Below are 26,213 nucleotides of genomic sequence, written 5' to 3' on the forward strand. Positions count from 1 at the left end.
TAGAATAGTGAGGTTTAGGACGATTTGAGAGGTTTTTTTATTTATTATTGTACAATCCTTACTTTTCTTGTCTTGAAACAAGAAAAGTAACCGCAGCGGCGGCCGCAAAAGAAATTCAAGAATTCCTAAACTCGCTTCGCTCAAACAGTAGGAATTCATTGCTCATCAATCACAAAAAAGCGGTCAAAAACTAATTTTGACCGCTTTTTTGTGATTTTAAAATTCGGGATGACTCATGTTTGTGATTTTAAAATTTGGGATGACTCATGTTTTATCGAGTAATTTCTCTTCTTAATCTACTTAATGACTGCGGTGTAATGCCTAAATAATTTGCTAAGTAAATTTGTGGCGTTCGCCTGATAAGCTCAGGTTTTGTTTTTGATAATATTTCATAACGCTCCTTAGCTGTTTCAGAAATAAAAGAGCGAACCCTCATTTCCTGTAAAACAGTATAATTTTCATAGATTATTCTACCCAGACGTTCCCACTTCGGAGATTGAGCATAGAGGAGATGCAAATTTACTTTCGTAATCACGCATAAATCACAATCTTCAATCGCTTGGATGTATTCAGAACTTGGCAAGCCTAAAGAGTAAGAAGTAGTATTTGAAAAGATTTGATTTTCAATGGTAAGGTCGAAAGTGATGTCAACTTTTTCTTTGATAAAATATGAACGAACCATTCCTTTATTGATAAAAGCAACATCAGCATTATACTCTCCTTCTTTAATCCAATGCTCCCCTTTTTTCAAGATGATATCTGTGAAATAAGGTTGAGCAATGTCAATATCTTCATCAGAAAAATCAACGAGCTTTCGCACGAAGGCTATCAAATTGTCTCTCATGTTAATGCGGTTGTGAAATTTTGTTTGGTTTTGGATAAGAATCAAACAACAAATTTTAAATAAATGTAATAGATTAATATTAATTGTAACAAATTCAGATGATTAAGATGTAAATAGATGTCTGAAATACCTGAGTTTTATTCAATCGTTTGTTTTGACATAAATACCTTCATAAAGTCACATCATAAATCATAATAAAATGTTGCAGTATGTAATTAATGCCCTTGACGGAACAGATGGAGAGGCACAAAACCGTAGAATGCTTGCTCGCCCACATCATTTAGTCTGTGTCAGAAAATTGAAAGAGAACGGAAATTTTTTGTTAGGTGGAGCAATCCTCAACGAATCAGGACAAATGATAGGCTCAATAATGATAGTTCAATTTGAAACTGAAAGTGCATTTCAAGATTGGTTCAACAATGACCCTTACAATACCATGGGTGTTTGGCAGAAAGTAGAAGTACGTCCTTTTAGAGTAGCCAATGTGTAGAACGAAGGAGAAGGATAGGAAATAGCCTATCCTTTTTTAAATAACTGTGCGATTTTAGAAAGCGGTTTCATCCACAGCGTGTACCAATGAGGCTTTAAATTATTGATTCTCCATGCTCTTCTATCTTCCATATTTGCCCTATATCGATGTTTCAAAGAGGCAGTACTTGTACCTCCATTACGCATAGTAGTAAGTGTTAGCGGTAAGTAATATGCCGAAAGCTTATTTTTATAAAGCATTCTTAACATCAATTCATAATCACCAGAACAAGTAAAGTCTGTGATATAATTGCCATATTTTTCAAAAGCTGATTTTTTTAAATAGAAAGAAAGGTGTGGAGGCATCCAGCCATTCAACCAGTTTTCTCTTGAATACTCACCTGCTTTCCAATAACGAACGATTGTATGGATGTCGTCTGGGTTGATAAATTGTATGTCACCATAAACAGCATCCGCTTGAGATACAATAAAAGCTTTCGCCACTTCACTAATTATTTGATTGTTAGGATAAAAATCATCGCCACCAATCGTGCCGATAGCATCGCCAGTTGCCAGTTTTAAACCTTTATTCATAGCATCATAAATCCCTTTGTCTGGTTCTGAAATAAATTTTATTTTATCTCCAAATGACTTTAAAATTTCTACCGTACCATCTTTTGAGGCACCATCAACCACAATGTACTCAAGTGCTGGGTAATCTTGTGCTAAAACACTTTCAATGGTTTGACGAATCGTGGCAGCGCTATTGAAGGAAACAGTAATGATAGAAATTTTCATAAAGGGTTATTTTGCTAAGTTTACAAAGATAGGGATAATTTTATAGGTCAAAAAAATCAACGAAACGTTCCGTCTTTTATCAGGAGAAATCGGGTAAAAGGAATGAGGTGAAAAAATCAAAAATGAAACATATCACAAAGAAGTATTTTGATTGTAAAAAAAATGTAAAATAATTTTAATATTTTTTCTTTAACTCATTGTAATTCAAAAAGAATCCTCTAATTTTGCAGTCCAATTAAGAGAGAGCGTTTTCTTTGTTTTTATATGGGTTGGCAGAACTCAATAAAAAAATACGGAAATAGGCAAAACGCTAAATCTCCTAATTCAAATTACCGCAAGTTTACTTGCAACAGTGTCAGAACTGATATTTTAATACAAAACTGAATGCCCAGTCTGTATTTTAAATATTAAGCTACACAAGAAACGTTTCGTTTTTCAACGCAATACGGTCTTTTCCGTCTCTTCGTCTGCATACGTGCACATCTTGTAGCTTTACTTCAATTCTGTCGCAAATTTTTATTCGTGAATTAATTAGTATAGATTTTGTTATACCAAATTAAATCCCGACCTTTGCAGTCCGTTTTACGTTCCCAGTTGGGGTTTATTCGTAACTCGTTCATTTACAATCAATTATTTAACGTTTTATTCTAATAAAATGTCTGGAATTATCGGAAAGAAAATCGGTATGACCAGCCTCTACAACGCTGATGGTTCTGCTGTCGCTTGTACGCTGATTGAAGCCGGTCCTTGTGTAGTAACGCAAGTAAAAACAGTAGAAAAAGAAGGTTATAGCGCTATTCAGTTAGGCTATGGCGAGAAAAAAGAGAAGCATACAACGCAACCTCTTTTAGGTCACTTCAAAAAAGCAGGAACTACTCCAAAGAAAAAACTCGTTGAGTTTAGATCTTTTGAAAATGAGCTTTCACTTGGTGAAGTTGTCTCAGCTGAATTGTTCGTAGAAGGAGACTTCGTAGATGCAATCGGTACTTCAAAAGGTAAAGGTTTCCAAGGGGTTGTTAAACGCCACGGTTTTGCAGGGGTTGGAGGTCAAACTCACGGTCAGCACAACAGAGGTCGTCACCCAGGTTCAATTGGAGCTTGTTCATTCCCATCTCGTGTATTCAAAGGTATTCGCATGGCAGGTCGTACAGGTGGTAACCGTGTAAAAGTTCAAAACTTACAAGTATTGAAAGTTTATGCAGAGAAAAACCTAATCGTAGTCTCGGGTTCAATCCCAGGAGCGAAAAACTCTTACGTAATCCTTGAAAAATAGTATCAATTTGAAGATTTGAAAATGTGCTAATTTGAAAATGATATTTCATGACAAGTTAGGAAATTAAGATAAGTTTTATTTCAAATTTTCAAATAATCAAATTTTCAAATTAAGAAGAAATAATGGAATTATCAGTTTTAAACATACAAGGCAAAGAAACAGGCAAAAAGGTGACCCTTTCTGACGAAATCTTTGGCATCGAACCAAACGAACACGTAGTTTGGTTAGACGTGAAGCAGTTCTTGGCAAACCAACGTCAAGGAACTCACAGAGCGAAACCAAGAGCAGAAGTTTCTCGCTCAACTCGCAAGATTAAAAAACAAAAAGGTACAGGTGGTGCTCGTGCTGGTTCAGCAAAATCTCCATTGATGAAAGGTGGTGGACGTATTTTCGGTCCAGTTCCAAGAGATTACTCTTTCAAAGTAAACAAGAAAGTGAAATCATTGGCTCGCCAATCAGCTTATGCTGCTAAAGTACAGGCAGGTTCAGTAACAGTATTAGAAGGATTCTCTTTCGATGCTCCAAAAACTAAATCTTACTTAGCATTGTTGAACGCATTGTCTTTGAATGATACTAAGACATTGTTAATCTTGCCAGAAGAAGATCAAAATGTGTATTTGTCAGGTCGTAATCTTCCAAAAACGAAAATTGCTTCAACAGGACAAGTTAACACTTATGATTTAGTTAACGCAACAAAATTGCTTATCGTAGAAGGAGCAATTTCAAAAATCGAATCATCTTTTAGTAATTAGTTATTGGTTAATTGCGAAAGCAATAACGGATAATAAATAACGAAAATAAGAAAATGAGCATTATCAAAAGACCAATTCTTACTGAGAAATCTCAGGGCTTACAGAAAGGCGGTCAGTACGTTTTCGAAGTAGCAAACAAGACTAACAAAATCGAGATTGCTAAAGAAATCAAGAAAATGTACGGTGTTGAAGTTACGGCTGTAAACACACTTCGCCAATTCGGTAAGAAGAAATCAAGAAGTACTAGAACTAAAGTTACTTCTGGTATTACTTCGACATTCAAAAAAGCAATCGTTACTATCGCTAAAGGTGAAGTAATCGATTTCTATGACGGAATTTAAATTATAATTTGAATTAAGTTAATTTGAAAATTTGGAATTCGATTTCATCTTCAAGTTATCAAATCTTCAAATTACTTAACTATGGGAGTTCATCCCGATAAATTGAACAAAGCACAGAAATGGCAGCTACTAGAAAATTAAAACCAACAAGCCCGGGCTCACGCCACAGGATTGCTGCGACCTTCGAGGAAATAACAGCCTCAAAGCCGTACAAACCTTTGTTAGCCCCAGTAAAAAGAACAGGTGGTCGTAATGCAGATGGACACCGTGCCATGCGTTATATCGGTGGGGGTCACAAACGTCGTTATCGTTTAGTTGATTTCTTCCGTAACAAATTCGATGTTGAAGCAACAGTTTTAACAGTTGAATACGATCCAAACCGTACAGCTCGTATCGCTCTTATCGAATATGTCGATGGCGAAAAAGCATACATCATCGCTCCAGCAGGAATCGTTGTTGGACAGAAAGTAATCTCAAGTGCTACAGCAGCACCAGAAGTAGGTAACACTATTCCATTGTCAAACATCCCAACAGGTACTATTGTTCACGCAATTGAACTTCGTCCAGGTGGTGGTGCTGAAATGGCTCGTTCTGCAGGTACTTATGCACAATTGTTAGCTCGTGATAGCAAATATGCTACGTTAAAATTGCCTTCAGGTGAAATGCGTATGGTATTGTCAAGATGTTTAGCAACAGTAGGTTCGGTATCTAACAGTGATCACATGAATACCGTAATGGGTAAAGCAGGTCGTCATCGTTGGTTAGGTCGCCGTCCAAGAGTTCGTGGTGTAGTGATGAACCCAGTCGATCACCCAATGGGTGGTGGTGAGGGTCGCTCATCAGGAGGTCACCCTCGTTCACGTAAAGGTTTATTAGCGAAAGGTAAGAAAACTCGTACGCCGAAGAAACAATCAAATCGTCTAATCATCAGTAGAAAGAAAAAATAGGTAGATGGCACGTTCATTAAAAAAAGGACCTTATATTGACTACCGCCTTGACAACAAGGTGCAAGTCATGACCGAATCAGGAAAAAAGTCAGTTATTAAGACTTGGTCACGTCGTTCGATGATTTCACCTGATTTCGTTGGGCACACTTTCGCAGTGCATAATGGAAACAAATTTATTCCAGTATTTGTGACAGAGAATATGGTAGGTCATAAATTGGGTGAATTTGCTCCAACACGCAACTTCCGAGGTCACACGGCAAAAAAAGATAAAGGCAAACGTTAAAATTATGAATTATGAGTTATGGATTACTTAATATCAATTCATAATTCAAAATTCAAAATTCATAATTCAAAAAAATGGAAGCAGTAGCTAAGTTAAATAATGTTCCGACTTCACCTCAGAAAATGAGAATCGTGGTAGACATGATTAGAGGTCAGAAAGTAAATAAGGCTCTCGGTATTTTGAAATACGAGCCTAAGGTTGGCGCAAGACACGTAGAGAAATTATTACTCTCGGCTATCGCTAACTGGCAAAATAAAAATGAGGATGTAAAGTTAGAAGATGCTGACTTATACGTTAAAACCGTTACAGTAGATGGCGGTAGCTCATTAAAGCGTTTGCGTCCAGCTCCACAAGGTCGTGGTCATAGAATCTTAAAACGTTCTAACCACATTACACTTGTAGTTGCTTCAGCAACCGCACCAACAATAATCACAGAATAATTAGAGAAAAAATCTAAATATCAAAAAATGGGACAGAAAATAAACCCCGTTGGTTTTAGACTTGGTATCGTCAGAGGTTGGGATTCTAACTGGTATGGTGGTAAGAGTTTTGCCGATAAATTAGTTGAAGACGATAAGATTCGTAAATATGTTGCCGCACGTATTCCAAAGGGTGCAATCTCTAAGGTAATTATTGAGCGTACTTTAAAGCGAATTACTTTGACTATCAATACTGCTCGTCCGGGCGTTGTAATTGGTAAAGGTGGTCAAGAAGTTGATAAAATCAAGGAAGAATTAAAGAAAATCACAGGCAAAGATGTTCAAATCAACATTTTTGAAATCAAACGTCCTGAGATTGATGCGAAATTAATTGGTGAGGCTATCGCACAACAATTAGAAGCTCGTATTTCATTCCGTCGTGCTATGAAGCAAGCTATCGCATCAGCAATGCGTGTAGGTGCTCAAGGTATCAAATTGAAACTTTCAGGTCGTTTAGGAGGTGCTGAAATGGCACGTTCTGAAGGATACAAAGAAGGTCGTATTCCTTTGCACACACTTCGTGCAGATATCGATTATGCAATTTCTGAAGCATTAACTGTTTACGGAAAAATCGGTATCAAAGTATGGATTTTCCGTGGTGAAGTTTATGGTAAGCGTGATTTATCTCCAAATGCTGGAATGGCTGCTCAACAAGCTGCTGGTGGAGCTGATGCTCGTGGAGGTAACAACCGTGGTGGACGTGGCGAAGATGGCGATCGTAAAGGTCGTGGTGGACGTGACAACCGTGGCGGTGCTGGTGGTCGTGACGATGCACAACGTCGTAATAACAACAATAACAACCGTGGTGGCGGAGCTAACAAACCTGGTGGCGGTAATCGTCCTGGCGGTGGCAACAAACCAGCGGGTGGTAAGAGATAATTCGTAAATTCTCGTCAGTGGTCAGTAGTAAATAAAAGAGAAGAGTGTTTTTAACAACTCATTTTCTTAATTCTTGAAACCACCGACCCATAGACTTAATAAGAAAATGTTACAACCAAAAAGAACCAAGTTCCGTAAGCAACAAAAAGGTAGGATTAAAGGAAACGCTACTCGTGGTCATGAACTTGATTTCGGTACGTTCGCTATCAAAGCTTTGGAACCAGGACGCATCACTGCTCGTCAGATTGAAGCGGCTCGTATTTCAGTAACTCGTGCCATGAAACGTGAAGGTCAAGTTTGGATTCGTGTATTCCCTGACAAACCTATTACGAAGAAACCAGCAGAGGTACGTATGGGTAAAGGTAAGGGTGCTCCAGAATACTGGGTGGCACGTATCAAGCCAGGAACAATTTTGTTTGAATCGGCTGGTGTACCTTTAGAATTGGCACAAGAAGCGCTTCGTTTAGCCGCTCAAAAATTGCCACTTCGTACTTCATTCGTAGTGCGTAGAGATTATCAAGAAGCACAATAATTTGAAAATTTGGTTAGTTACGATTTGATGGCTTTCCAAAGTTTATCAAATCAATTAATTAGTATTCAGATTATAATATTTCATAATCAAAGTCATGAAAAACGCAGAAATCCAAAAATTAAGCGCAGAAGAATTAGTAAGTACTTTAGCCTCTGAAAAAGAGGCTTTAGCTCGCCTAAAGTTTGCTCACGCTATTTCTCCAATTGAGAACCCATTACGTATCCGTGAGGCTCGTAAAGTTATCGCTCGATTGGAAACTGCTATCTCAGCAGCGAAATAAATCGAATTACTGAAAAGTAATTATAACAGACCTCATCAACATAACGCTTGAGGTCAATCGTGTAACAACAATTAAAAAATCCAACGATGGAAGAATTAAAAAGAAATCTGAGAAAAATCAGAGTAGGGCGTGTAGTGAGCGACAAGATGGATAAATCAATCACTGTAGCCGTAGAAAGAAAAGTAAAACATCCACTTTATGGTAAGTTTATGAAAAAAACTTCAAAGTTGATGGCTCATGATGAGAACAATGAATGTGGTATTGGTGATACAGTGAAAGTGATGGAAACTCGTCCACTTTCAAAAAATAAACGTTGGAGATTAGTTGAAGTTATCGAGAAAGCGAAATAATTTCCTTCCCAACAATCAATATTATTAAGAAGTTAAATTTTTCGTTAAAATCAGTATTCCAATCATAAAATGGTACAGCAAGAATCAAGACTCGGCGTAGCAGATAACTCAGGAGCTAAAGAAGTTCTAGTTATCCGTGTGTTGGGCGGTACAGGAAAAAGATACGCTTCAATTGGTGATAAAATTGTAGTGACTGTTAAATCAGCACTTTCATCATCAAGCATGAAGAAAGGTACGGTTTCTAAAGCCGTAGTAGTAAGAACTAAAAAAGAGATTCGTCGTAAAGACGGTTCATATATTCGTTTCGAGGATAACGCAGCCGTATTGTTGAATGCCAACGACGAGCCACGTGGTACTCGTATTTTCGGGCCAGTAGCACGTGAATTGCGTGATGCAGGTTTCATGAAAATCGTTTCATTAGCCCCAGAGGTGCTTTAATCATAATTCGTATCATGGAAAGAAAGTTTAATAAGCAGCCAAAACTGCACATCAAATCTGGTGATACAGTTATCGTTATCGCTGGAAACTCAAAAGGTAAGACAGGCGTAATCAAAAGAGTATTGGTTGATAAGAACCGTGCAATTGTTGAGGGTGTGAATCTTCAAACAAAACACGTAAAACCAAATGCTAATACTCCGCAAGGTGGTATTGAGAAACGTGAAGGTTCTATTCACATTTCAAATTTGGCAATCGCTGAAAATGGTAAGCCAGTTCGTACTGGTCGTAAATTGAACGAAGAAGGAAAGTTGCAAAGATTTTCGAAAGCAACAGGAAAATTCATTTAATTAAATCTCAAATAAATAGTTTTGATGTATAATCAATAACTATTCAAATTGAAAAAGTGGGTCGGAAATCCACATAAATTTTCATAAAATGACAACTACAAGACTGAAAGATAAGTATGTAAATGAAATCGTTCCTGCTTTAAAGGAAAAATTTCAATACAAATCAGTAATGCAAGTTCCAAAAGTTACTAAAGTTGTAATCAACAAAGGTATTGGTGCTGCTGTGGCTGACAAGAAATTGATTGATACGGGTGTTGAAGAAATCACTCTTATCGCTGGACAGAAAGCTGTTGCAACAATTTCTAAGAAAGCAATTTCGAACTTCAAATTACGTGAAAACATGCCAATTGGTGTTAAAGTAACGTTGAGAGGACAAAAAATGTACGAATTCCTTGATCGTTTGATGACTGTTTCGTTACCACGTGTACGTGACTTCAAAGGAGTATCAGACAAAGGTTTCGATGGTCGTGGTAACTATACATTAGGTGTTAAAGAACAAATTATCTTCCCAGAAATTTCTATTGATAAAGTAAGTAAAATTTCGGGTATGGATATCACTTTTGTAACTACCGCAAAAACTGACGAAGAAGCGAACGCATTGTTAACAGCAATGGGAATGCCTTTCTCAAATCAGAAGAAGTAATTGATTTAAGTTATCTGTGAACTGTTATTATTGATATTATTTTCTAAATAACATTTACCGATAACGGATACAGATAACCGATAACAAATAAAGATTCTCAACACAATGGCAAAAGAATCAGTAAAAGCAAGAGAAAGAAAAAAAGAAGCAACAGTTGCTAAGTATGCCGCTAAACGTGCAGCCTTAAAAGCAGCTGGAGATTATTTAGGACTTGATAAGTTACCTAAAAATGCTTCGCCAGTTCGTTTACACAACCGTTGTAAGCTTACAGGACGCCCAAGAGGTTATATGCGTAAGTTCGGTATCAACCGTGTTACTTTCCGCCAAATGGCTTCTGATGGGTTGATTCCAGGGGTAACTAAATCAAGCTGGTAATATCAAACGACTTCAGATAATTGATAATTAAGTAATTAGATTTATTTTAATTATCAATTAACTTGTCTTCTTAATTTTTATTCCGTAATTTTGCGAGCCTTTTCAGGAAGGGTTCGTTTCAAATATCGAAAACAATGACAGATCCAATAGCAGATTACTTAACACGATTGAGAAATGCCATCAAGGCACGCCATAGAATCGTTGAAATCCCTGCTTCTAACATCAAAAAGGAAATCACTAAGGTGCTTTTTGATAAAGGATATATTCAAAACTATAAATTTGACGATACAACTGTTCAGGGTACCATCAAAGTTGCTTTGAAGTATAACCCAGTTACTAAGCAGTCGGCAATCGTTAAATTAGAAAGAATTTCTAAGCCAGGTTTACGTAAATACAAAGGTGCAACTGAGTTGCCACGGGTATTAAACGGATTAGGTATCGCAATTCTTTCGACATCAAAAGGGGTTATCACCGACAAAGAAGCTCGTGTGTTAAACGTAGGTGGTGAAGTACTTTGCCACGTTTATTAATATTTCTTAACGCTGAAAGAAGCTTCTATTTAATCTTTTGATTATATGAGCTTCCATCTAAGCAAAACAATTAACAATTATGTCAAGAATTGGTAATAAAATCATTACGTTGCCAGCAGGTGTTGCTGTAACGATTGATAAAAATCATGTATCTGTTAAAGGACCTAAAGGAACTTTAGAGCGTACGATTGATCCAGATATTATCGTAGAAGTAGAAGGTGTTGAACTTGCAGTGAAACGTCCTACTGAACAAAAACGTCACAAAGCACTTCATGGTTTGTATCGTTCTTTAATCAATAACATGGTTATTGGTGTGAGCGAAGGTTACAAATCTCAAATGGAAATTGTTGGGGTTGGTTACAAAGCATCTAATCAAGGAAACATTCTTGAGTTAAGTTTAGGATATTCTCACGCTGTATTTGTTCAAATTCCTAGCGAATTGAAAGTTACTACTGCAATGGAGAAAGGTCAAAACCCTAAAGTAACTTTAGAAGGAATTGATAAAGAATTAATTGGCCAAGTTTCAGCGAAAATTCGTTCATTACGTAAAATCGAACCTTACAAAGGTAAAGGTATTCGTTTTGTTGGTGAGCAAATTCGTAGAAAAGCTGGTAAAACTGGTGGTAAAAAATAATCATAATTTGAAGATATTTGAATATTTGAGAGTTTTGTTTGATTTTCAAATATTCAAATTATTAAGTTTTCAAATTAAAATCGTGGGTCGGTAATCCACAAAACATACAAATATTACAATGGCTACGCAAAAAGATTCAAGAAGATTACGCATAAAACGATCAATAAGAGCAAAGGTTTCTGGTACAGCTACCAAGCCAAGATTATCTGTGTTTCGTTCAAACACAGGTGTGTATGCACAAATTATTGATGACGTTCAAGGACATACATTAGCAGCAGTTTCTACAAAGGAACTTGGTTTAGCTAATGGTAACGTCGATAATGCTAAACAAGTAGGAGTAAAAATCGCAGAGAAGGCATTAGCGGCTGGTATTTTAGCGGTTGTTTTCGATCGTAACGGATACTTGTATCATGGTCGTGTAAAAGCAATTGCTGATGGTGCAAGAGAAGGTGGTCTTAAATTCTAATTAGTTAATTTGATAGTATTTTATATATTTTCAAATTCACAAATTTTCAAATTCAGAAAAAATGTCGCAATTAATATCAAAGCCAATAAAGGTTAACGAAGGCGAATTAAAGGAAAAAGTTGTTGCTATCAATCGTGTAGCGAAAGTAGTAAAAGGTGGACGTCGTTTCAGCTTCTCTGCAATCGTTGTAGTTGGTGACGGAAAAGGTATCGTAGGTTTCGGATTAGGAAAAGCTAACGAAGTAACTGATGCTATCGCTAAAGGTATTGAGGATGCTAAGAAAAACGTATTCCAAGTAGCTTTATTGAAAAACTCTGTTCCTCACGAACAAATTGGTAAATTCTCAGGGGGGGTCGTATTGTTGAAGCCTGCAGCTCCGGGTACTGGAGTAATCGCTGGTGGTGCAATGCGTGCTGTATTAGAATCTGCTGGTGTACATGATGTATTAGCAAAATCTAAAGGTTCTTCAAACCCACACAACGTGGTTAAAGCAACAGTTGATGCTCTTGTGAAAATGAGAAATCCACATACAGTTGCTTTCCAAAGAAGCGTTTCCTTAGCAAAAGTATTCAACGGATAAGATAAGAGATATGAAATCTGAATTATGAGACATGAAATCAATATTAATTCACAAATCATAATTCAGAATTCACAATTCAAATAAGCCATGTCAAAGGTAAAAATTACACAAGTTAAGAGTACAATCAGACGTCCACAAGTTCAAAAACGTACTATGCAAGCTTTGGGCTTGGGTAAAATGAATAGGAGCGTTGAGGTAGAAGTGAATCCTGCAATTCAAGGTATGATTCGTTCAGTTCAACACATGATTGTAGTTGAGAACATCTAGTATTATTGAGTTAGCTCATTAATACAGCGAGTTACTCCACAGGGGAGTAGCGTTTAGCAAACATTTAACAAAAAATACAATGAATCTTTCTTCATTAAAGCCTGCTCAAGGCTCAACAAAAGTTAGAAAAAGAGTTGGTCGTGGTGCTGGTTCTGGTTTAGGTGGAACTTCTGCTCGTGGTCACAAAGGTGCAAAATCTCGTTCAGGTTATTCTCGTAAAGCTGGTTTTGAAGGTGGTCAAATGCCTTTACAACGTAGAGTTCCTAAGTTCGGATTTAAAAATATTAATCGTGTAGAATACAAGGCTATTAACCTTGATACTTTACAAGCTTTAGCTGAATCTATTGGAGTATCAGTAATCAATCATGATGTACTTTACAACAATGGTTTAGTTTCTAAAAATGATTTAGTGAAAATTTTGTCACGTGGTGCTATCACATCAGCATTAGAAGTTACAGTAAAAGGTTTCTCTGAATCTGCGAAAGCTGCTATTGAAGCTGCTGGAGGAAAAGCAATTGTGGGGTAGTTTGAAATTATGAAAATTTGATACTGATAATCTTTTTTATATTTTTGTAAGTATTCAGGTTTTCAAAATCCCGATTTTCAAATTAATTAGATAGACAACAGAAATATTTGAGTAATCGTGTAAAAACTGGCAACAGATTTGTGATTAAAGAAAAAGTTGAACAATTTCAGTTTTCATTCATTATTTGACGATTATTTAAACAGATAGCATGAACAAGTTTATTAACACTATCAAAAACATTTTCTCAATTGAGGAGCTAAGAGGTAGAATCCTTAACACTCTGTTGTTTATCACTTTTTTCCGTTTAGGTTCTTACATTGTTTTACCAGGTATTGATGCTGCAAAATTAGAACAAAAAGGAGAAGGCGGTTTATTAGGATTATTGAACATGTTTTCGGGTGGAGCATTTAATAATGCTTCTATATTTGCGTTAGGTATAATGCCTTACATCTCTGCTTCTATCGCTATTCAATTGTTAACAATTGCATTGCCATACTTTCAGAAGATGCAAAAGGATGGAGAATCAGGAAGAAAAAAGTTGAATCAAATTACTAGGGTTTTAACTATTTTCGTTACTGCTGCTCAAGCAACTGCTTACTTACAAACAACAATTCCTGCTGATGCGATTATCGTAAGTGCATGGTCATTCCGTTTATTTGCTGTGATTATCTTGATTGCTGGAACAATGTTCTGTATGTGGTTAGGAGAAAAAATTACTGATAAAGGAGTTGGTAACGGTATTTCAATGCTAATTATGATTGGTATTGTATCTCGTTTTCCAGGGTCAATTATCGGTGAGGCTCAATCTCGTGGTATGTCAGGTGCTTTGTTATTTGTAATAGAAATTGTAGCGCTTTTCTTCGTAGTTATGGGTGCTGTAATGGTTACTCAAGCGGTAAGAAGAATCCCTGTTCAATATGCTAAACAAGTAGTCGGTAACAGAACTTCTTCAGTTGGAGGAGAGCGTCAGTATATTCCTTTGAAACTTAACTCTGCTGGTGTAATGCCTATCATCTTTGCACAAGCATTGATGTTTGTTCCAGGATTGTTAGCGGGTTCTTTTGCAGAGAAAAGTGAGTTTGCTCAATCAATAGCTCAGAAATTTAGTGATTTTACTTCATTAGAATACAACTTGTTATTTGCTTTCTTGATTATCGTATTTACATTTTTTTATACGGCTATTTCAATTAATCCAACACAAATTTCTGATGATATGAAAAGAGGCGGTGGTTTTGTTCCAGGTGTTAAGCCAGGTGAAGCAACTTCAACTTTTATCGCTGATATTTTAGATAGAATTACTTTGCCAGGAGCTTTCATGTTAGCAATTATCGCTATCCTTCCAGCTTTAGCAAGTTTATTCGGTATCACTCGTGGTTTTGCATCTTTCTTTGGAGGTACTTCTTTACTTATCTTAGTTGGTGTAGTGCTAGATACTTTACAACAAATAGAAAGTTACTTATTGATGCGTAAATATGAAGGATTGATGCAATCAGGTAGAGTAAAGGGTAGAACAGAGGCGGTTGCTCAGTAATAATTTTAGGATGTTATTTCCTAAGCTCAATAAGTATGATTTATTTAAAAACAAATAGCGATTTAGACATAATCAGAGCCAACGGTATTATTCTTGGGCAAACTCATGCAGAGGTAGCTAAATTGATAAAGCCAGGGGTAACGACTAAAGAGTTAGATAAAGTAGCTTACGAGTTTATTAAAGATAATAATAGTACACCTTCATTTCTTAATTATAATGTAAGTGGAAACAAGTACCCTGCATCTTTATGTATTTCTGTAAACGATGTAGTTGTTCATGGAATTCCCAATAATTATCAATTAAAAGACGGAGATATTGTTTCAATTGATTGTGGTGTTTTTAAAAATGGTTTTCACGCTGATAGTGCTTATACTTATGCTATTGGAAATGTAAATGAAGAAACCCTTCGTTTATTGAAAACTACTAAGGAATCATTATATGAAGGTATTGAACAAGCTGTACTAGGAAAAAGAATTGGTGATATTGGTTTTGCTATTCAAACTTACAGTGAAAAATTAGGTTTTACCATTGTAAGAGAATTAGTTGGGCATGGGGTAGGGAAATCTCTTCATGAAAAACCAGAAGTAGCAAATTACGGTAGAAGAGGCGATGGTGCTAAGCTAAAGGAGAACATGGTAATTGCCATTGAACCAATGGTAAATCAAGGAAAGAAAGCTATTCATCAAGAAAATGATGGCTGGACTATCAGAACTCAAGATAGAAAGCCTTCTGCCCATTTTGAACACACAGTAGCAATTAAAAAAGACAAAGCAGATATATTAACTACTTTCAAATTTATTGAAGAAGTTATCGCTAAGTCAGAGTACATCGTTAATATTTGAAATTTCAAATTGAATTTATGGCAAAACAATCATCAATAGAAGTAGATGGAATTATCATTGAGGCTCTTTCAAATGCTATGTTTAGAGTAGAGTTAGAAAATACCCATCAAGTGATTGCCCATATTTCTGGTAAGATGCGAATGAATTACATCAAAATCTTACCTGGTGATAAGGTGAAGTTAGAAATGTCACCTTATGACTTAAGTAAAGCAAGAATTGTGTATCGTTACAAGTAAAACAGGCAGTTGGCAATTGATAGTTTCAGTAATTTATACGGATACTTTTTTGTAAAACTGTAATTAATAGAAACATTAATAAATACAACAATGAAAGTTAAAGCGTCTATCAAGAAGCGTAGTGCTGAATGTAAAGTAATCCGTCGTCACGGAAAACTTTATGTTATAAACAAGAAAAATCCAAAGTTCAAACAAAGACAAGGATGATTATTAACATGGGGTAGTTGAGAAACTTCCTTCATTTAAAATCTAAAAAGCTAAAAAAGTATGGCTCGTATTGCAGGGGTTGATATTCCCGACAAAAAAAGAGGCGAAATTGCTCTGACTTACATCTTCGGAATAGGTCGTAGCACTGCTCAGAAAATTTTAACACAAGCTAATATTTCTTTCGACAAAAAAGCTGGCGAATGGAACGATGAAGAGGCAAGTGCAATTCGTGCGATTATCGCTGGAGAATTCAAGACTGAAGGTCAACTTCGTTCTGAAATTCAGTTGAACATCAAGCGTTTGATGGACATCGGTTGTTACCGTGGTCTTCGTCACCGTAAAGGTCTTCCATTACGTGGTCAGAGAACTAAAAACAACTCTCGTACTCGTAAAGGTAAGCGTAAGACTATTGCGAACAAGAAAAAAGCTACTAAGTAAAAATTAGGCTGAGTTTAAGAATAAATATTCTTAATTCGTCGAGTTCTAAGATGAGAAGGTTGCTCTTCGGAGAATGTACGAACTCAAAACTGGAATTGAAAAACAAAAAAACAAATGGCACAGGCTAAAAGAAAAGACAAAGCAAAGAAGAGAGTTGTTGTAGTTGAGCAGCATGGTCAAGTACACATCAAGGCTTCTTTTAATAACATCATTATTTCTATTACTAACAGTCAAGGACAAGTAATTTCTTGGGCTTCTGCTGGTAAAATGGGCTTCAAAGGTTCTAAGAAAAACACTCCTTATGCTGCACAAACAGCCGCAACAAACTGCGCTGCTGTAGCTGTAGAAGCTGGAATGAAAAAAGCTGATGTTTTTGTAAAAGGACCAGGTTCAGGTCGTGAATCAGCAATTAGAACTATTTCTAACGCTGGTATCGAAGTAATTTCTATCAAAGATATTACTCCACTTCCTCACAACGGATGTCGTCCTCCAAAACGTCGTAGAGTTTAATCTTCTTAAAAATTTACTGGAAACGTTAATTAGTAATTATTAACGTTTTCTTTTATTTATCCTAATTACTTCATCGAACAAAAGAGGTTTGATGACTTATTAATTTTAGAAATGGCAAGATATACAGGTCCAAAATCAAAAATTGCTCGTCGTTTTGGTGAGCCAATCTTAGGTCCAAGTAAAGCGTTAGCTCGCAAAAACTATGGTCCAGGTCAGCACGGTAAAGGTAAACGTGGTAAAGTTTCAGAATATGCTTTGCAATTAAAAGAAAAGCAAAAAGTGAAATATACTTACGGTATCCTTGAAAAGCAATTTGAAAACTTATACCACAAAGCGGCTGTAAGAGAAGGTATCAAAGGTGAAAACCTTTTGAAACTTTGTGAAGCTCGTCTTGATAACACTGTTTATCGTTTAGGAATTGCTCCTACTCGTCGTGCAGCTCGTCAGTTGGTTATTCATAAGCATATTCTTATTGACGGTGAAATTGTAAATATTCCATCGTATTCTCTTAAGCCAGGACAATTAGTAAGTGTACGTGAGAAATCTAAATCTTTAGAGGTTGTTTCTAACTCACTTGCTGGAAAAGCTGGAAAACGTTTCAACTGGTTAGAATGGGATGCTCCTACAATGACTGGTAAATTCGTTTCTTATCCAGAACGTTCTGATATTCCAGAGAACTTCAATGAGCAAGCAATCGTTGAACTTTATTCTAAGTAATCATATATTTTGACAGAGTAAATAGTCAAAAATATTCTGACAATTTAATTGAAAACTTTGTGACTTAGATTTTACATATTTGTGTGTAAAATCTAAGTTTGTTTGATTTTGTGTTTATTCAATATTAGATGTACAATAATTAATATTGTCTATTCTAAGGGTGCTTAAATTTTCTGTAATCTTGTAATATAGATGATTTCTTCTGAAATGTCAAGGTTTTATCGAAAAAATAGTGACCCTAAATGCTAAAATTACAGAGTTAATTCGTAAATTGCGAATTGATTACTCTATTCTTACACATTCCAAGGTAAATTACGCTACGAAATATGTCAATATTAGCATTCCAAATGCCCGATAAAGTTGTCATGGAAAAGGCTGACGACTTTCACGGGTTATTTGAGTTTAAGCCACTCGAAAAAGGCTATGGCGTTACAATCGGTAATGCACTTCGTAGAATCTTGTTGTCTTCTTTAGAAGGCTACGCTATCACAAGCGTAAAGGTTGGTGGAGTTTTGCACGAATTTTCAGCCATTGAAGGAGTAATTGAGGACATGACTGAAATTATTTTGAATCTGAAGAAAGTTCGATTCAAAAAAAATCAGGAAATCCTTGAGAATAAAATCAATGTAAGAGTGAAAGGTCAAAGCACTCTTAAAGCAGGCGATATTGCTAAGTTTACAAATTATTTTGACATCTTAAATCCAGATTTAGTTATCTGTAATTTAGATGAATCGAAAGAATTTGAGATGGAGATTATCGTTGAAAAAGGTCGTGGATATGTTCCTTCAGACGAAACTAGAAACACAGAACCTCCTTTTGGTCACATTCCGATTGATGCAATCTTTACGCCAATCAAAAATGTGAAATTCAGCATCGAAAATACTCGTGTTGAACAAAAGACGGATTATGAGAAATTAGTTTTGGATATTGAAACTGACGGATCTATTCACCCTGAAGACGCATTAAAAGGTGCAGCATACATCTTGATTCAACACTTTATGTTGTTCTCTGACCAAACTATGACTTTCGAGTCTATGAAGGCAGAAGAAGATAACGTGGTAGATGAAGAAATGCTTCACATGAGAAAATTATTGAAGACTGCTTTGGCAGATTTAGACTTGTCAGTTCGTGCTTACAACTGTCTAAAATCAGCTGATGTTAGAACTTTAGGAGACTTAGCTAGATTAGAAATTTCTGACATGATGAAATTCCGTAACTTCGGTAAGAAATCATTAACTGAATTAGAACAACTAATCGAAGAAAAAGGACTTCACTTCGGTATGGATGTTGCTCGTTATCGTTTAGACGAGGATTAATATCCAATACTTACTTAGTAATAGAAAATTTTAGTGTTTGCTATCTTTAGTAAGCACTAAAATTTTAATTTTTAATAGTAGTAATAGGTGAGTTGATGTGAATCAACTTAACCGCAATGATACCTTCTTTCCGCTGGGAACTGAGTGATTCATTTTAAACTTACGAACAACACAATGAGACACGGTAAAAAATTCAACCATTTAGGTAGAACTGCTCCTCACAGAGCCGCTATGTTATCGAACATGGCATCTTCTTTGATTCTTCACAAAAGAATCGAAACTACAGCTGCTAAAGCTAAAGAATTGAGAAAGTATATCGAACCTTTGATTACTAAATCAAAAGACGATAGCACTCACAATCGTAGAATTGTATTCTCTTATTTACAAAACAAAGATTCTGTTAAAGAACTTTTTGGTATTGTTTCTGAGAAAGTTGCTAACCGTCCAGGTGGTTACACTAGAATTATCAAATTGGCGAATCGTCTTGGTGATAATGCTGAAATGTGCTTAATGGAATTAGTTGACTTCAACGAAACTTTATTAGCAGCTACAGCTGAGAAAGCAGTGAAAACTCGTCGTGGTCGTCGTTCTGGAGCTAAGAAAACAGAAGATACTATCGAAGCTGCACCAGTAGCTGAGGTTCCTTCGGCTGAAGTAGTAGAAGATGAAACTCCTGCTGCTGAAACTTCAGAAGAAAAAACTGAAGAATAATCTAATTTAGATTTTTCTATTTTTCAAAAGGACTTTGACTTTGGTCGAAGTCCTTTTGTTATTTTTGGTCGATTGTAAATTTACACTACTTATATCAATAGACATCCGTAATTTTGTAATATGAAATCATCCATTACAATACTTGTTGTGCTTATGTTGTGTGTTTCTTGTAAAGAGGAATCTACAACGACTGTTCATAAATACTTTGATTTGAAAACTGCTATTACCCATCAAATCAGTGTGCTTGATAAAACCAAACCTACTTTTTCTAAAACTGTTTGGAGTGAAAATGTTCCTGAAACGAAGGAAGTAAAGATTGAAGACTGGTCTAAAGAGTTTGAATTATTCTTACAAACAGATTTGAACAAACCTGCTTATTTGAATAGCTATGAAGTAAGTAAATCTGACTCTTCAATTGTTTATCAGCTAAAGAAATCTGAAAATTTACCTGTAAAGAACATCAAAATTCTGCTGAAAAATAATCGGTTAACTGCATTAGACGCTACAATTGCTAATCAAAATTATCTTTATGAAACTGATAAGCATGTTAAAATGACTTTGGTGGATAATGTTGTGAATTATTATTTAATAGAAGGTACTCAGAAATTAGTTTTTGGAGATAAAAAGGCATTTAAGGTTGAAGCAAAAGTAAAGAAATGATAGAAAGATTTTTCAAGAAAATAGTTTTGTTGTCTTTTCTAATTATCATTAGTTTATATGCTTTGGCTTTTGTGGTTGATAATGGTTTAAGGAAATCTAGAAATGAATATTATGCTGCTTGGAATGATTTATTCGATGCTAAAATCAATGCTGATTTACTCATTTTAGGTTCATCAAGAGCTGAGTTTCATATTTCTCCTAAAATTATTGATAGTACTCTTCATCTTAATTCCTATAATTTGGGTATGTCTGCTTGGCATTTTGATATGCAATTGGCTCGTTTTAAGTTATACTTAAAACATAACAAAAAGCCCAAATTTATTATCCATAATGTTGATGTGTATGGCTTTGCTAAAAGAGCAGATGTAGTGAATCCTGAACAATTTTTACCTTTTATCAATGAGCCGATTATCTTAGAAACTACTAAAGGACATAAAGGTGAGTTTGATATTTATCAACAAAACATTCCCTTGTTAAAGTATAAAAATCGACAATCCTTGGTTTGGGAAGGAATTTGTAATTTTGTAAATCTGACTGCTTTGTATGATACTACCACAAAATACAAAGGCTACAGAGGTAATGTGTATGACTGGAACCAAGATTTTGAACGTTTCAAAAAGCGTTATCCAAAAGGAGTGAAGTACTCTTTTAATAAAGAAATAAAAAAACAGTTTGAAGAATATCTCGCTTTTTGTGAACAGCAACATATCAAAGTAGTGCTTTTGTATGCACCAGAATATTACGAAGTTCAGCCTTTGTATAAGAACAAAGCAACAATGATTGAAATGTGTAAAAATGCTACAAAACGTTATCATTGTTACTTTTTAGATTATTCAATCGATTCACTTTGCTATCAACGAAAGTATTTCTACAATTCTCAACATTTGAATAAACGTGGTGCTGAGATTTTCTCTCAGAAATTAGCACTAGATGTAAAGCGTTTATTTCATCTTTAATAAAAAACTGCCTACGTTTTCTTTGATGCTATGTTTATACAAAACATCATACTCAATTGAAATCCTTTATCAATTTCCAATAAGTTTATCCATAAATTTGTATTCTAAGATTCAAAAAATAATGACTATCAATACTGATTACCATCGCCCAATTATGCTTCAAGAATGTCTTGATGGACTTAATATTCGTCCTGATGGCGTTTATGTAGATGTTACTTTTGGTGGCGGTGGGCATTCAAGAGCTATATTAGCACAATTGGGAGAGAAAGGTAAGTTATATGGTTTTGACCAAGATCCAGACGCTAAAGTAAATGCTCAGGCTTTTGATGACCCACGTTTTACTTTTATTGAAGCTAATTTCAGAAACATCAAAAAGTATTTGCGTTTATATGGCGTAAAGAAAGTTGATGGTATCTTAGCCGATTTTGGTATTTCATCGCATCAAATTGATGAACCAACTCGTGGGTTTTCGACACGCTTTGAAGGAGATTTAGATATGCGGATGAATCAAAAGGCAGATGTTTCGGCATATACTATTGTCAATGAATATTCTGAAGCACAATTACATAAAATTCTGGGTATGTATGGCGAAATCAAGAATGCCCGAACTTTGGCAAACGCTATTCATAGTGCAAGATTGAATTCTCCTATTAAGACAACGGGTGAATTGAAGGCTATTTTAGAAAAGTATGCCCCTAAATTCAAAGAGTTCAAGTATTTTGCACAGGTTTTTCAAGCCATTAGAATTGAAGTAAATCAAGAATTGGAAGTGATTGAAGAGTTTTTGGAACAGATTCCTGATTTGTTGAAAGACGAAGAAAGTAGATTATGTATCATGACTTTCCATTCTTTGGAAGATAGATTGGTGAAGAATTATATCAAAGCTGGAAACTTCAAAGGCGAACCCGATAAGGATATTATTTACGGAACTGTTACAAAGCCTTTGATGGCAATCAATAAAAAACCGATAGAAGCTTCTCCTGAAGAATTATCTATCAACGGAAGAAGTAGAAGTGCTAAACTTAGAATTGCAGCTTTAGCTGAAAAATAAAAGGAAATAACAATGGCAAAAAATGTATCACGTGCACCCAAAGCTAGTCAGTCAACTAACAGACCTAGCAAAGGTATTTTTGCTTTTTTTGATAAGATTTTTAACATGGATAGAATATTGGGTGGCGAATTTCCTGCCAGCCAATTACGCTATGTATTGTGGGTTTCAGCATTGATTGTGATTTACATCGTTTCATCACTAAATGCTGAAAGTTTAATTCATAAAATAGACAAAGCGAAATTTGCTTTGGAAGAGAAAAGAGCAGATTATACTACCCAAAAAGCTGATTTTATGAAAGCTGGAAAGCAATCTGAAATCATTAAAAAGGTAGAACCAATGGGTTTGGAGGAAAACAAAGTACCACCAACTAAAATTGTGGTAGAAGAATAAGAAAATTCGCTAATGCTTACATCTTAATACTGTTGATTAACTTACTGAAATTGCTCGGGTCAATGCCAATATAATTTGCTAAGTATTTATGCGGCACAATTTGTAAAATGTGTGGACTTCTTCGTAATAATTGTTGAAACTTTTCTTCCGACGAAAAGCATTGTAGTTCTACCAATCTCTCTAATATACCCGAAAACACTCCCGTTAATCCTTTTCGTAATAAAACTTCTATTGCTGGTTTATTAATCAACAATTCCTCTATTTGAGCGTATGAAGCCCGCAAAAAAACTGATGGACTTAGCGTTTCATAATAATATCGGGAAGGTTTTTGATTCATCATTGAATCCAACACTCCACCGAAATTAGCTTGATAAGAGAATACCAACGTTGCTTCACGATGATGCTCATCCAAATAATACAATCTTTGTAAGCCCTCCAGTACGAAATACAAATACTTTTCCACACTCCCAGCTTGTGTTAATACTTCCTTTCTTTTTGCTGTATAAGGTTTAAACAAAGTATAAAAATCCTCAAAGTCTTCTTCTGATAGCGGATGAATATGATTGACTGTTTGTTGGAGTAAAAGCTTTTGATGATTCATTGTTTATCGTTTTGTGCATCAATCAAATATAAGGTAATTTGTAAATTGAACAGATTGACACTTTCATAGTACTAGCAATTTTCAAGAAATTAAATTTAATGATGTTGCATAAAGAGAAATTTTTGCTAATACTTTAGGCTGTTGTTTAAGAAGATTGAGAAATCTATTTTTTAACAATGGTTGAATTTTTTAAAAGATGAAAATATGTATTTTTTCATTATGATGAAATTTTTCCTATAAGCTGAGAGATTTTTCGTATGAGAAACAGAGCATCTCTTATACGAAAAATTATTTTTCCTATAGATGACAAAGCATTTCTTATAGACGATAAAGTTTTTCTTGTAGGATATAAGCATTTCCTATAAGCGAAACTATTTTTCCTATAGATGATAGAGCATTTCTAGTTTACGGAGAATTTTTTCTTGTAGGAAATAGAGCATTTCTAGTTTACGGAGAATTGTTCCTTGTAGGAAATAGAGTATTTCTGGTTTACGAAAATATTTTTCTTGTAGGAAATAGAGCATTTCTGGTTTACGGAGATTTTTTTCTTGTAGGAAAAAGAGTATTTCTAGTTTACGGAGAAGTTTTTCTTGTAAGAAATAAAGCATTTCTAGTTTACAAAAAACTATTGCTGACAAGAAAAATAGCTAAAAAAGGCGTTAAAAGACTGTGTTTGGGTTTGTTTATTTTCTAGCAATCGCTTTTAAACACCATAATTGCAGATGAATAATTAACCAATCTAAGCGACAGAAAAGGCTTGAAATATTAAAGAACCTCGTTAAATTGAGGCAAATAATACTTTTAAACAATTTAATTTATCATGAAAATTTATCGACACATTTTAACGCTTTCTTTATTGTTTATTACTTTGATAAACAATTACTTACATGCACAAACTTGGGAAACTATTAGTCCTGAAAACAATTGTACTAAGCGATTAGAAAATACACTCGCCGCTGTTGGGGATAAATTAGTTTTATTAGGTGGAAGAACCGTAAAATCAACAGAAGTTTATGACATTAAAACAAAAACATGGACAAAACTAGCCGATGCTCCTTTAGAAATTCATCATTTACAGGCTGTTACTTTTCAAAATGAAGTTTATGTAATGGGTGCTTTGACGGGACAATATCCGCATGAAACGCCCATTCCTAATATTTACATTTTTAATCTTCAAAAGAATGAATGGCGAAAAGGTCCAGAAATTCCTAGCGATAGATTAAGAGGGTCTGCGGGTTGTGTGGTATATAAAAATAAAATTTACATGGTTTGTGGTATTCAAGATGGACATTGGGACGGTCATGTTGCATGGTTGGATGAATATGATCCACAGAAAAACACTTGGCGTAAGCTTGCCGACGCTCCGCATGTTCGTGACCACGTGAGTGTAGCCGTGATTAAAGATAAATTATACTTGGCAGGAGGAAGACGTTCAACGGCAAAGATTAATCAAGTATTAAACTTAACAGAACCTGCTGTAGATGTTTATGATTTTAAACAAAATACTTGGGAAACATTGCCTGAAAATTTAAACATTCCAACACAAAGAGCGGGATATTCAGCAGTAGCATTGGGGAATAAAGTGTTGATTATTGGGGGTGAAAGTCCTGCACAAGTTCCTGCCCATAGCGAAGTAGAAGCTTATGATGTTGATAAAAAAGCATGGTTAAAATATCCAAGTCTAAATCAAGGTCGTCATGGAACAGGAGCAGTTGTGGTAAAAGGAAAAGTATATACCATAGCAGGTTCAGGAAACAGAGGCGGTGGCCCAGAACTTGAAGCAATAGAAGTATTAAAATAAAAAGAGAATCCCTGCTGAAAGCTATAGAATACATGTTTTCAGCAGGGATGTCAGTGAAAATGGAATTTATCAATAAACAAACACAATTTAAGCGTAAACCTATTTTTTGTAATGGAAAAAATTACCGATTTATTTCTGAGAGTATATCCAATTGAAGGAGTTTCTAGTCAAAGGAGAGTATTGTTGCATATTGTATTTTGGGTATTGCTCTATTTGTCTTTTTGGGTAATTTTAGTTTTACCTACAGCGAGTTTAGGTTACAAGTTCATATCAGTAACTTATATTTCTACTCTTAATATGATTTTGTTTTATTCAATCATCTACTTAATATTACCAAGTTGGGGATCTAATGGAATTAAAAAATATGTCATAACATTTTTGGGTACAGTTACTATTCTTTTAATAATGGCTGTACTTTCATATTTAAGGGTTAAGATAGTTGTTGAAAATAAGTGGTTAATTTATCAGTTGTCCAGTGATAAATATTGGAAGCATTATTATAATGAAGGAGTATGGTATTTCTTTAAAACTAGAGATATGATTGGTTATACTCTTGAAATCTTTCTTACTGCCTTACCAGCCTTTTTTATTAAACTTACTCGTTCATTGGCTAAAAGCGTTTCTGAAAAGAAGCAAATAGAAATCGATTATCTAAGAACACAAATTAATCCTCATTTCTTAACCAATACACTTAACAATATCTACAGCCTTACTATTACAGAAGACAAACGTAATGGTGATGCAATATTATCGTTATCAAGTTTGTTAGATTATGTACTTTATGAATCTAATCAACATACCATAAGCTTAGAAAGAGAAGTTAATTTCTTGGCAAATTTTATAGCATTAGAGAAAATCAGAAATACCAAAAGACTGGAAGTAAGTTTTGATATAGAAGGGGAAATTAAGGGGAATATTCCTCCGATGATACTCATTACTTTTGTTGAAAATGCTTTTAAACACAGTATCGGAGATTTAAACTCAAAATGCTACATTAAAATACTTTTAAAAGTTGACAATAATAATTTGGTGTTTGAGGTAGTAAATAGTAAATCCGATACTTCAGCAACAAACAGAAAGAAAACTTTCGGAGGGATAGGTTTAAATAATGTAAAAAAACGTTTATCAACACTTTATCCAAATAAGCATGAACTTGAAATACACAATCAAGCAGAAACCTATATCATTCAGCTCAAGTTGCCTTTATCTTAGAA

The 26,213-nt window shown here is 35.1% G+C and carries 40 protein-coding genes; 36 read left to right on the top strand and 4 right to left on the bottom strand.

Going from position 1 to position 26,213, the window contains the following annotated elements; genetic code table 11:
• Positions 1-271: 271 nt before the first annotated feature.
• The gene (locus HNP25_RS00545) at positions 272-844 is read right to left on the bottom strand and encodes a Crp/Fnr family transcriptional regulator (RefSeq protein WP_184128518.1); all 573 of its coding nucleotides are present in this window, start codon (positions 842-844) and stop codon (positions 272-274) included.
• 199 nt (positions 845-1,043) lie between these two features.
• On the opposite strand from HNP25_RS00545, the gene HNP25_RS00550 reads away from it, so the two are divergent.
• Positions 1,044-1,334 (top strand): YciI family protein, encoded by a 291-nt coding sequence (locus tag HNP25_RS00550; protein WP_229202744.1) that lies wholly within the window; start codon positions 1,044-1,046, stop codon positions 1,332-1,334.
• Positions 1,335-1,360: 26 nt separating this feature from the next.
• Here the strand turns inward: HNP25_RS00550 and HNP25_RS00555 are convergent, their stop codons facing one another.
• A complete protein-coding gene (locus tag HNP25_RS00555) occupies positions 1,361-2,110 on the bottom strand; it encodes a glycosyltransferase family 2 protein (RefSeq protein ID WP_184128521.1) in 750 nt (249 codons plus the stop codon).
• A gap of 655 nt (positions 2,111-2,765) precedes the next feature.
• Between HNP25_RS00555 and rplC the strand changes: the two genes are divergently transcribed.
• The 33 genes from rplC to HNP25_RS00720 all read left to right on the top strand — a co-directional run bounded on the left by rplC (position 2,766) and on the right by HNP25_RS00720 (position 22,597).
• On the top strand, positions 2,766-3,383 hold the full coding sequence (rplC, locus tag HNP25_RS00560) for a 50S ribosomal protein L3 (protein WP_184128524.1): 618 nt from the start codon (positions 2,766-2,768) through the stop codon (positions 3,381-3,383).
• 122 nt (positions 3,384-3,505) lie between these two features.
• On the top strand, positions 3,506-4,135 hold the full coding sequence (rplD, locus tag HNP25_RS00565) for a 50S ribosomal protein L4 (RefSeq protein ID WP_184128527.1): 630 nt from the start codon (positions 3,506-3,508) through the stop codon (positions 4,133-4,135).
• 53 nt (positions 4,136-4,188) lie between these two features.
• The gene (rplW, locus tag HNP25_RS00570; RefSeq protein WP_184128530.1) at positions 4,189-4,476 is read left to right on the top strand and encodes a 50S ribosomal protein L23; all 288 of its coding nucleotides are present in this window, start codon (positions 4,189-4,191) and stop codon (positions 4,474-4,476) included.
• A 119-nt stretch (positions 4,477-4,595) separates the two neighbouring features.
• Positions 4,596-5,423, top strand: a complete 828-nt coding sequence (gene rplB, locus HNP25_RS00575) for a 50S ribosomal protein L2 (protein WP_184128533.1) — start codon at positions 4,596-4,598, stop codon at positions 5,421-5,423.
• Between the two features lie 4 nt (positions 5,424-5,427).
• A complete protein-coding gene (gene rpsS / locus HNP25_RS00580; protein ID WP_184128536.1) occupies positions 5,428-5,706 on the top strand; it encodes a 30S ribosomal protein S19 in 279 nt (92 codons plus the stop codon).
• Between the two features lie 74 nt (positions 5,707-5,780).
• A complete protein-coding gene (rplV, locus tag HNP25_RS00585) occupies positions 5,781-6,146 on the top strand; it encodes a 50S ribosomal protein L22 (RefSeq protein WP_184128552.1) in 366 nt (121 codons plus the stop codon).
• 27 nt (positions 6,147-6,173) lie between these two features.
• The gene (gene rpsC / locus HNP25_RS00590; protein WP_184128556.1) at positions 6,174-7,064 is read left to right on the top strand and encodes a 30S ribosomal protein S3; all 891 of its coding nucleotides are present in this window, start codon (positions 6,174-6,176) and stop codon (positions 7,062-7,064) included.
• A 106-nt stretch (positions 7,065-7,170) separates the two neighbouring features.
• Complete coding sequence (gene rplP, locus HNP25_RS00595; RefSeq protein WP_184128559.1) at positions 7,171-7,596, top strand: 50S ribosomal protein L16; 426 nt, start codon at positions 7,171-7,173, stop codon at positions 7,594-7,596.
• A gap of 94 nt (positions 7,597-7,690) precedes the next feature.
• On the top strand, positions 7,691-7,876 hold the full coding sequence (gene rpmC, locus HNP25_RS00600; RefSeq protein WP_184128562.1) for a 50S ribosomal protein L29: 186 nt from the start codon (positions 7,691-7,693) through the stop codon (positions 7,874-7,876).
• 86 nt (positions 7,877-7,962) lie between these two features.
• The gene (gene rpsQ / locus HNP25_RS00605; RefSeq protein ID WP_184128565.1) at positions 7,963-8,226 is read left to right on the top strand and encodes a 30S ribosomal protein S17; all 264 of its coding nucleotides are present in this window, start codon (positions 7,963-7,965) and stop codon (positions 8,224-8,226) included.
• A gap of 69 nt (positions 8,227-8,295) precedes the next feature.
• Positions 8,296-8,664 carry a 50S ribosomal protein L14 gene (gene rplN / locus HNP25_RS00610; protein WP_184128569.1) on the top strand — a complete coding sequence of 123 codons (369 nt, stop codon included), beginning with the start codon at positions 8,296-8,298 and terminating at the stop codon, positions 8,662-8,664.
• 14 nt (positions 8,665-8,678) lie between these two features.
• On the top strand, positions 8,679-9,011 hold the full coding sequence (gene rplX / locus HNP25_RS00615) for a 50S ribosomal protein L24 (protein ID WP_184128573.1): 333 nt from the start codon (positions 8,679-8,681) through the stop codon (positions 9,009-9,011).
• Positions 9,012-9,099: 88 nt separating this feature from the next.
• A complete protein-coding gene (gene rplE, locus HNP25_RS00620) occupies positions 9,100-9,654 on the top strand; it encodes a 50S ribosomal protein L5 (RefSeq protein WP_184128576.1) in 555 nt (184 codons plus the stop codon).
• Positions 9,655-9,759: 105 nt separating this feature from the next.
• Positions 9,760-10,029, top strand: a complete 270-nt coding sequence (gene rpsN, locus HNP25_RS00625; protein WP_109741979.1) for a 30S ribosomal protein S14 — start codon at positions 9,760-9,762, stop codon at positions 10,027-10,029.
• A gap of 134 nt (positions 10,030-10,163) precedes the next feature.
• Positions 10,164-10,559, top strand: a complete 396-nt coding sequence (gene rpsH, locus HNP25_RS00630; protein WP_184128579.1) for a 30S ribosomal protein S8 — start codon at positions 10,164-10,166, stop codon at positions 10,557-10,559.
• Between the two features lie 79 nt (positions 10,560-10,638).
• Entirely contained in the window at positions 10,639-11,193 is a 555-nt protein-coding gene (rplF, locus tag HNP25_RS00635) for a 50S ribosomal protein L6 (protein ID WP_184128582.1), read from the top strand.
• A gap of 118 nt (positions 11,194-11,311) precedes the next feature.
• Positions 11,312-11,659, top strand: coding sequence for a 50S ribosomal protein L18 (gene rplR / locus HNP25_RS00640; RefSeq protein WP_184128585.1), 348 nt, complete (start codon positions 11,312-11,314; stop codon positions 11,657-11,659).
• A gap of 61 nt (positions 11,660-11,720) precedes the next feature.
• Positions 11,721-12,239, top strand: coding sequence for a 30S ribosomal protein S5 (rpsE, locus tag HNP25_RS00645; protein WP_184128588.1), 519 nt, complete (start codon positions 11,721-11,723; stop codon positions 12,237-12,239).
• A gap of 87 nt (positions 12,240-12,326) precedes the next feature.
• Positions 12,327-12,506, top strand: a complete 180-nt coding sequence (gene rpmD / locus HNP25_RS00650; protein ID WP_184128591.1) for a 50S ribosomal protein L30 — start codon at positions 12,327-12,329, stop codon at positions 12,504-12,506.
• A 79-nt stretch (positions 12,507-12,585) separates the two neighbouring features.
• Positions 12,586-13,032 carry a 50S ribosomal protein L15 gene (rplO, locus tag HNP25_RS00655; protein ID WP_184128592.1) on the top strand — a complete coding sequence of 149 codons (447 nt, stop codon included), beginning with the start codon at positions 12,586-12,588 and terminating at the stop codon, positions 13,030-13,032.
• A gap of 208 nt (positions 13,033-13,240) precedes the next feature.
• Positions 13,241-14,563 (top strand): preprotein translocase subunit SecY, encoded by a 1,323-nt coding sequence (secY, locus tag HNP25_RS00660; protein WP_184128596.1) that lies wholly within the window; start codon positions 13,241-13,243, stop codon positions 14,561-14,563.
• A 35-nt stretch (positions 14,564-14,598) separates the two neighbouring features.
• Complete coding sequence (gene map, locus HNP25_RS00665; protein WP_184128599.1) at positions 14,599-15,405, top strand: type I methionyl aminopeptidase; 807 nt, start codon at positions 14,599-14,601, stop codon at positions 15,403-15,405.
• 17 nt (positions 15,406-15,422) lie between these two features.
• Entirely contained in the window at positions 15,423-15,641 is a 219-nt protein-coding gene (gene infA / locus HNP25_RS00670) for a translation initiation factor IF-1 (RefSeq protein ID WP_095160735.1), read from the top strand.
• A gap of 90 nt (positions 15,642-15,731) precedes the next feature.
• A complete protein-coding gene (gene rpmJ / locus HNP25_RS00675; RefSeq protein ID WP_109324399.1) occupies positions 15,732-15,848 on the top strand; it encodes a 50S ribosomal protein L36 in 117 nt (38 codons plus the stop codon).
• Positions 15,849-15,908: 60 nt separating this feature from the next.
• Positions 15,909-16,286, top strand: coding sequence for a 30S ribosomal protein S13 (gene rpsM, locus HNP25_RS00680; RefSeq protein WP_109741970.1), 378 nt, complete (start codon positions 15,909-15,911; stop codon positions 16,284-16,286).
• Positions 16,287-16,400: 114 nt separating this feature from the next.
• Positions 16,401-16,796, top strand: coding sequence for a 30S ribosomal protein S11 (rpsK, locus tag HNP25_RS00685; RefSeq protein ID WP_184128614.1), 396 nt, complete (start codon positions 16,401-16,403; stop codon positions 16,794-16,796).
• Between the two features lie 111 nt (positions 16,797-16,907).
• Positions 16,908-17,513, top strand: a complete 606-nt coding sequence (rpsD, locus tag HNP25_RS00690; protein ID WP_184128630.1) for a 30S ribosomal protein S4 — start codon at positions 16,908-16,910, stop codon at positions 17,511-17,513.
• 326 nt (positions 17,514-17,839) lie between these two features.
• Entirely contained in the window at positions 17,840-18,829 is a 990-nt protein-coding gene (locus HNP25_RS00695; protein ID WP_184128633.1) for a DNA-directed RNA polymerase subunit alpha, read from the top strand.
• Between the two features lie 174 nt (positions 18,830-19,003).
• The gene (gene rplQ, locus HNP25_RS00700) at positions 19,004-19,540 is read left to right on the top strand and encodes a 50S ribosomal protein L17 (protein WP_184128637.1); all 537 of its coding nucleotides are present in this window, start codon (positions 19,004-19,006) and stop codon (positions 19,538-19,540) included.
• A gap of 120 nt (positions 19,541-19,660) precedes the next feature.
• Positions 19,661-20,200 carry a hypothetical protein gene (locus HNP25_RS00705; protein ID WP_184128640.1) on the top strand — a complete coding sequence of 180 codons (540 nt, stop codon included), beginning with the start codon at positions 19,661-19,663 and terminating at the stop codon, positions 20,198-20,200.
• Positions 20,197-21,156, top strand: a complete 960-nt coding sequence (locus tag HNP25_RS00710; RefSeq protein ID WP_184128643.1) for a hypothetical protein — start codon at positions 20,197-20,199, stop codon at positions 21,154-21,156. The genes HNP25_RS00705 and HNP25_RS00710 overlap by 4 nt, the downstream gene beginning before the upstream one ends.
• Before the next feature lie 121 nt (positions 21,157-21,277).
• A complete protein-coding gene (gene rsmH / locus HNP25_RS00715; RefSeq protein WP_184128646.1) occupies positions 21,278-22,207 on the top strand; it encodes a 16S rRNA (cytosine(1402)-N(4))-methyltransferase RsmH in 930 nt (309 codons plus the stop codon).
• A 12-nt stretch (positions 22,208-22,219) separates the two neighbouring features.
• On the top strand, positions 22,220-22,597 hold the full coding sequence (locus HNP25_RS00720) for an FtsL-like putative cell division protein (protein ID WP_184128649.1): 378 nt from the start codon (positions 22,220-22,222) through the stop codon (positions 22,595-22,597).
• Positions 22,598-22,613: 16 nt separating this feature from the next.
• On the opposite strand, the gene HNP25_RS00725 is transcribed toward HNP25_RS00720, so the two are convergent.
• Positions 22,614-23,198: a Crp/Fnr family transcriptional regulator gene (locus HNP25_RS00725; RefSeq protein WP_184128652.1), complete on the bottom strand. Its 585-nt coding sequence runs from the start codon at positions 23,196-23,198 to the stop codon at positions 22,614-22,616.
• Positions 23,199-23,578: 380 nt separating this feature from the next.
• Complete coding sequence (locus HNP25_RS00730; RefSeq protein ID WP_184128655.1) at positions 23,579-23,806, bottom strand: hypothetical protein; 228 nt, start codon at positions 23,804-23,806, stop codon at positions 23,579-23,581.
• 212 nt (positions 23,807-24,018) lie between these two features.
• Here HNP25_RS00730 and HNP25_RS00735 point away from each other — a divergent pair, with 212 nt between their 5' ends.
• Both HNP25_RS00735 and HNP25_RS00740 read left to right on the top strand, forming a co-directional pair.
• Entirely contained in the window at positions 24,019-24,999 is a 981-nt protein-coding gene (locus HNP25_RS00735; protein ID WP_184128658.1) for a Kelch repeat-containing protein, read from the top strand.
• 111 nt (positions 25,000-25,110) lie between these two features.
• Positions 25,111-26,211 (top strand): sensor histidine kinase, encoded by a 1,101-nt coding sequence (locus tag HNP25_RS00740; RefSeq protein ID WP_184128660.1) that lies wholly within the window; start codon positions 25,111-25,113, stop codon positions 26,209-26,211.
• Positions 26,212-26,213: the final 2 nt, after the last annotated feature.

The sequence above is a fragment of the Arcicella rosea genome (assembly GCF_014204325.1).
GTDB lineage: Bacteria > Bacteroidota > Bacteroidia > Cytophagales > Spirosomataceae > Arcicella > Arcicella rosea_A.

What these genes read in the sequence shown, in the direction of transcription:
- HNP25_RS00545 (WP_184128518.1), bottom strand. Translation starts at nt 844, where the DNA reads ATGAGAGACAATTTGATAGCCTTCGTGCGAAAGCTCGTTGATTTTTCT.
- HNP25_RS00550 (WP_229202744.1), top strand. Translation starts at nt 1,044, where the DNA reads ATGTTGCAGTATGTAATTAATGCCCTTGACGGAACAGATGGAGAGGCA.
- HNP25_RS00555 (WP_184128521.1), bottom strand. Translation starts at nt 2,110, where the DNA reads ATGAAAATTTCTATCATTACTGTTTCCTTCAATAGCGCTGCCACGATT.
- rplC (WP_184128524.1), top strand. Translation starts at nt 2,766, where the DNA reads ATGTCTGGAATTATCGGAAAGAAAATCGGTATGACCAGCCTCTACAAC.
- rplD (WP_184128527.1), top strand. Translation starts at nt 3,506, where the DNA reads ATGGAATTATCAGTTTTAAACATACAAGGCAAAGAAACAGGCAAAAAG.
- rplW (WP_184128530.1), top strand. Translation starts at nt 4,189, where the DNA reads ATGAGCATTATCAAAAGACCAATTCTTACTGAGAAATCTCAGGGCTTA.
- rplB (WP_184128533.1), top strand. Translation starts at nt 4,596, where the DNA reads ATGGCAGCTACTAGAAAATTAAAACCAACAAGCCCGGGCTCACGCCAC.
- rpsS (WP_184128536.1), top strand. Translation starts at nt 5,428, where the DNA reads ATGGCACGTTCATTAAAAAAAGGACCTTATATTGACTACCGCCTTGAC.
- rplV (WP_184128552.1), top strand. Translation starts at nt 5,781, where the DNA reads ATGGAAGCAGTAGCTAAGTTAAATAATGTTCCGACTTCACCTCAGAAA.
- rpsC (WP_184128556.1), top strand. Translation starts at nt 6,174, where the DNA reads ATGGGACAGAAAATAAACCCCGTTGGTTTTAGACTTGGTATCGTCAGA.
- rplP (WP_184128559.1), top strand. Translation starts at nt 7,171, where the DNA reads ATGTTACAACCAAAAAGAACCAAGTTCCGTAAGCAACAAAAAGGTAGG.
- rpmC (WP_184128562.1), top strand. Translation starts at nt 7,691, where the DNA reads ATGAAAAACGCAGAAATCCAAAAATTAAGCGCAGAAGAATTAGTAAGT.
- rpsQ (WP_184128565.1), top strand. Translation starts at nt 7,963, where the DNA reads ATGGAAGAATTAAAAAGAAATCTGAGAAAAATCAGAGTAGGGCGTGTA.
- rplN (WP_184128569.1), top strand. Translation starts at nt 8,296, where the DNA reads ATGGTACAGCAAGAATCAAGACTCGGCGTAGCAGATAACTCAGGAGCT.
- rplX (WP_184128573.1), top strand. Translation starts at nt 8,679, where the DNA reads ATGGAAAGAAAGTTTAATAAGCAGCCAAAACTGCACATCAAATCTGGT.
- rplE (WP_184128576.1), top strand. Translation starts at nt 9,100, where the DNA reads ATGACAACTACAAGACTGAAAGATAAGTATGTAAATGAAATCGTTCCT.
- rpsN (WP_109741979.1), top strand. Translation starts at nt 9,760, where the DNA reads ATGGCAAAAGAATCAGTAAAAGCAAGAGAAAGAAAAAAAGAAGCAACA.
- rpsH (WP_184128579.1), top strand. Translation starts at nt 10,164, where the DNA reads ATGACAGATCCAATAGCAGATTACTTAACACGATTGAGAAATGCCATC.
- rplF (WP_184128582.1), top strand. Translation starts at nt 10,639, where the DNA reads ATGTCAAGAATTGGTAATAAAATCATTACGTTGCCAGCAGGTGTTGCT.
- rplR (WP_184128585.1), top strand. Translation starts at nt 11,312, where the DNA reads ATGGCTACGCAAAAAGATTCAAGAAGATTACGCATAAAACGATCAATA.
- rpsE (WP_184128588.1), top strand. Translation starts at nt 11,721, where the DNA reads ATGTCGCAATTAATATCAAAGCCAATAAAGGTTAACGAAGGCGAATTA.
- rpmD (WP_184128591.1), top strand. Translation starts at nt 12,327, where the DNA reads ATGTCAAAGGTAAAAATTACACAAGTTAAGAGTACAATCAGACGTCCA.
- rplO (WP_184128592.1), top strand. Translation starts at nt 12,586, where the DNA reads ATGAATCTTTCTTCATTAAAGCCTGCTCAAGGCTCAACAAAAGTTAGA.
- secY (WP_184128596.1), top strand. Translation starts at nt 13,241, where the DNA reads ATGAACAAGTTTATTAACACTATCAAAAACATTTTCTCAATTGAGGAG.
- map (WP_184128599.1), top strand. Translation starts at nt 14,599, where the DNA reads ATGATTTATTTAAAAACAAATAGCGATTTAGACATAATCAGAGCCAAC.
- infA (WP_095160735.1), top strand. Translation starts at nt 15,423, where the DNA reads ATGGCAAAACAATCATCAATAGAAGTAGATGGAATTATCATTGAGGCT.
- rpmJ (WP_109324399.1), top strand. Translation starts at nt 15,732, where the DNA reads ATGAAAGTTAAAGCGTCTATCAAGAAGCGTAGTGCTGAATGTAAAGTA.
- rpsM (WP_109741970.1), top strand. Translation starts at nt 15,909, where the DNA reads ATGGCTCGTATTGCAGGGGTTGATATTCCCGACAAAAAAAGAGGCGAA.
- rpsK (WP_184128614.1), top strand. Translation starts at nt 16,401, where the DNA reads ATGGCACAGGCTAAAAGAAAAGACAAAGCAAAGAAGAGAGTTGTTGTA.
- rpsD (WP_184128630.1), top strand. Translation starts at nt 16,908, where the DNA reads ATGGCAAGATATACAGGTCCAAAATCAAAAATTGCTCGTCGTTTTGGT.
- HNP25_RS00695 (WP_184128633.1), top strand. Translation starts at nt 17,840, where the DNA reads ATGTCAATATTAGCATTCCAAATGCCCGATAAAGTTGTCATGGAAAAG.
- rplQ (WP_184128637.1), top strand. Translation starts at nt 19,004, where the DNA reads ATGAGACACGGTAAAAAATTCAACCATTTAGGTAGAACTGCTCCTCAC.
- HNP25_RS00705 (WP_184128640.1), top strand. Translation starts at nt 19,661, where the DNA reads ATGAAATCATCCATTACAATACTTGTTGTGCTTATGTTGTGTGTTTCT.
- HNP25_RS00710 (WP_184128643.1), top strand. Translation starts at nt 20,197, where the DNA reads ATGATAGAAAGATTTTTCAAGAAAATAGTTTTGTTGTCTTTTCTAATT.
- rsmH (WP_184128646.1), top strand. Translation starts at nt 21,278, where the DNA reads ATGACTATCAATACTGATTACCATCGCCCAATTATGCTTCAAGAATGT.
- HNP25_RS00720 (WP_184128649.1), top strand. Translation starts at nt 22,220, where the DNA reads ATGGCAAAAAATGTATCACGTGCACCCAAAGCTAGTCAGTCAACTAAC.
- HNP25_RS00725 (WP_184128652.1), bottom strand. Translation starts at nt 23,198, where the DNA reads ATGAATCATCAAAAGCTTTTACTCCAACAAACAGTCAATCATATTCAT.
- HNP25_RS00730 (WP_184128655.1), bottom strand. Translation starts at nt 23,806, where the DNA reads ATGCTTTATTTCTTACAAGAAAAACTTCTCCGTAAACTAGAAATACTC.
- HNP25_RS00735 (WP_184128658.1), top strand. Translation starts at nt 24,019, where the DNA reads ATGAAAATTTATCGACACATTTTAACGCTTTCTTTATTGTTTATTACT.
- HNP25_RS00740 (WP_184128660.1), top strand. Translation starts at nt 25,111, where the DNA reads ATGGAAAAAATTACCGATTTATTTCTGAGAGTATATCCAATTGAAGGA.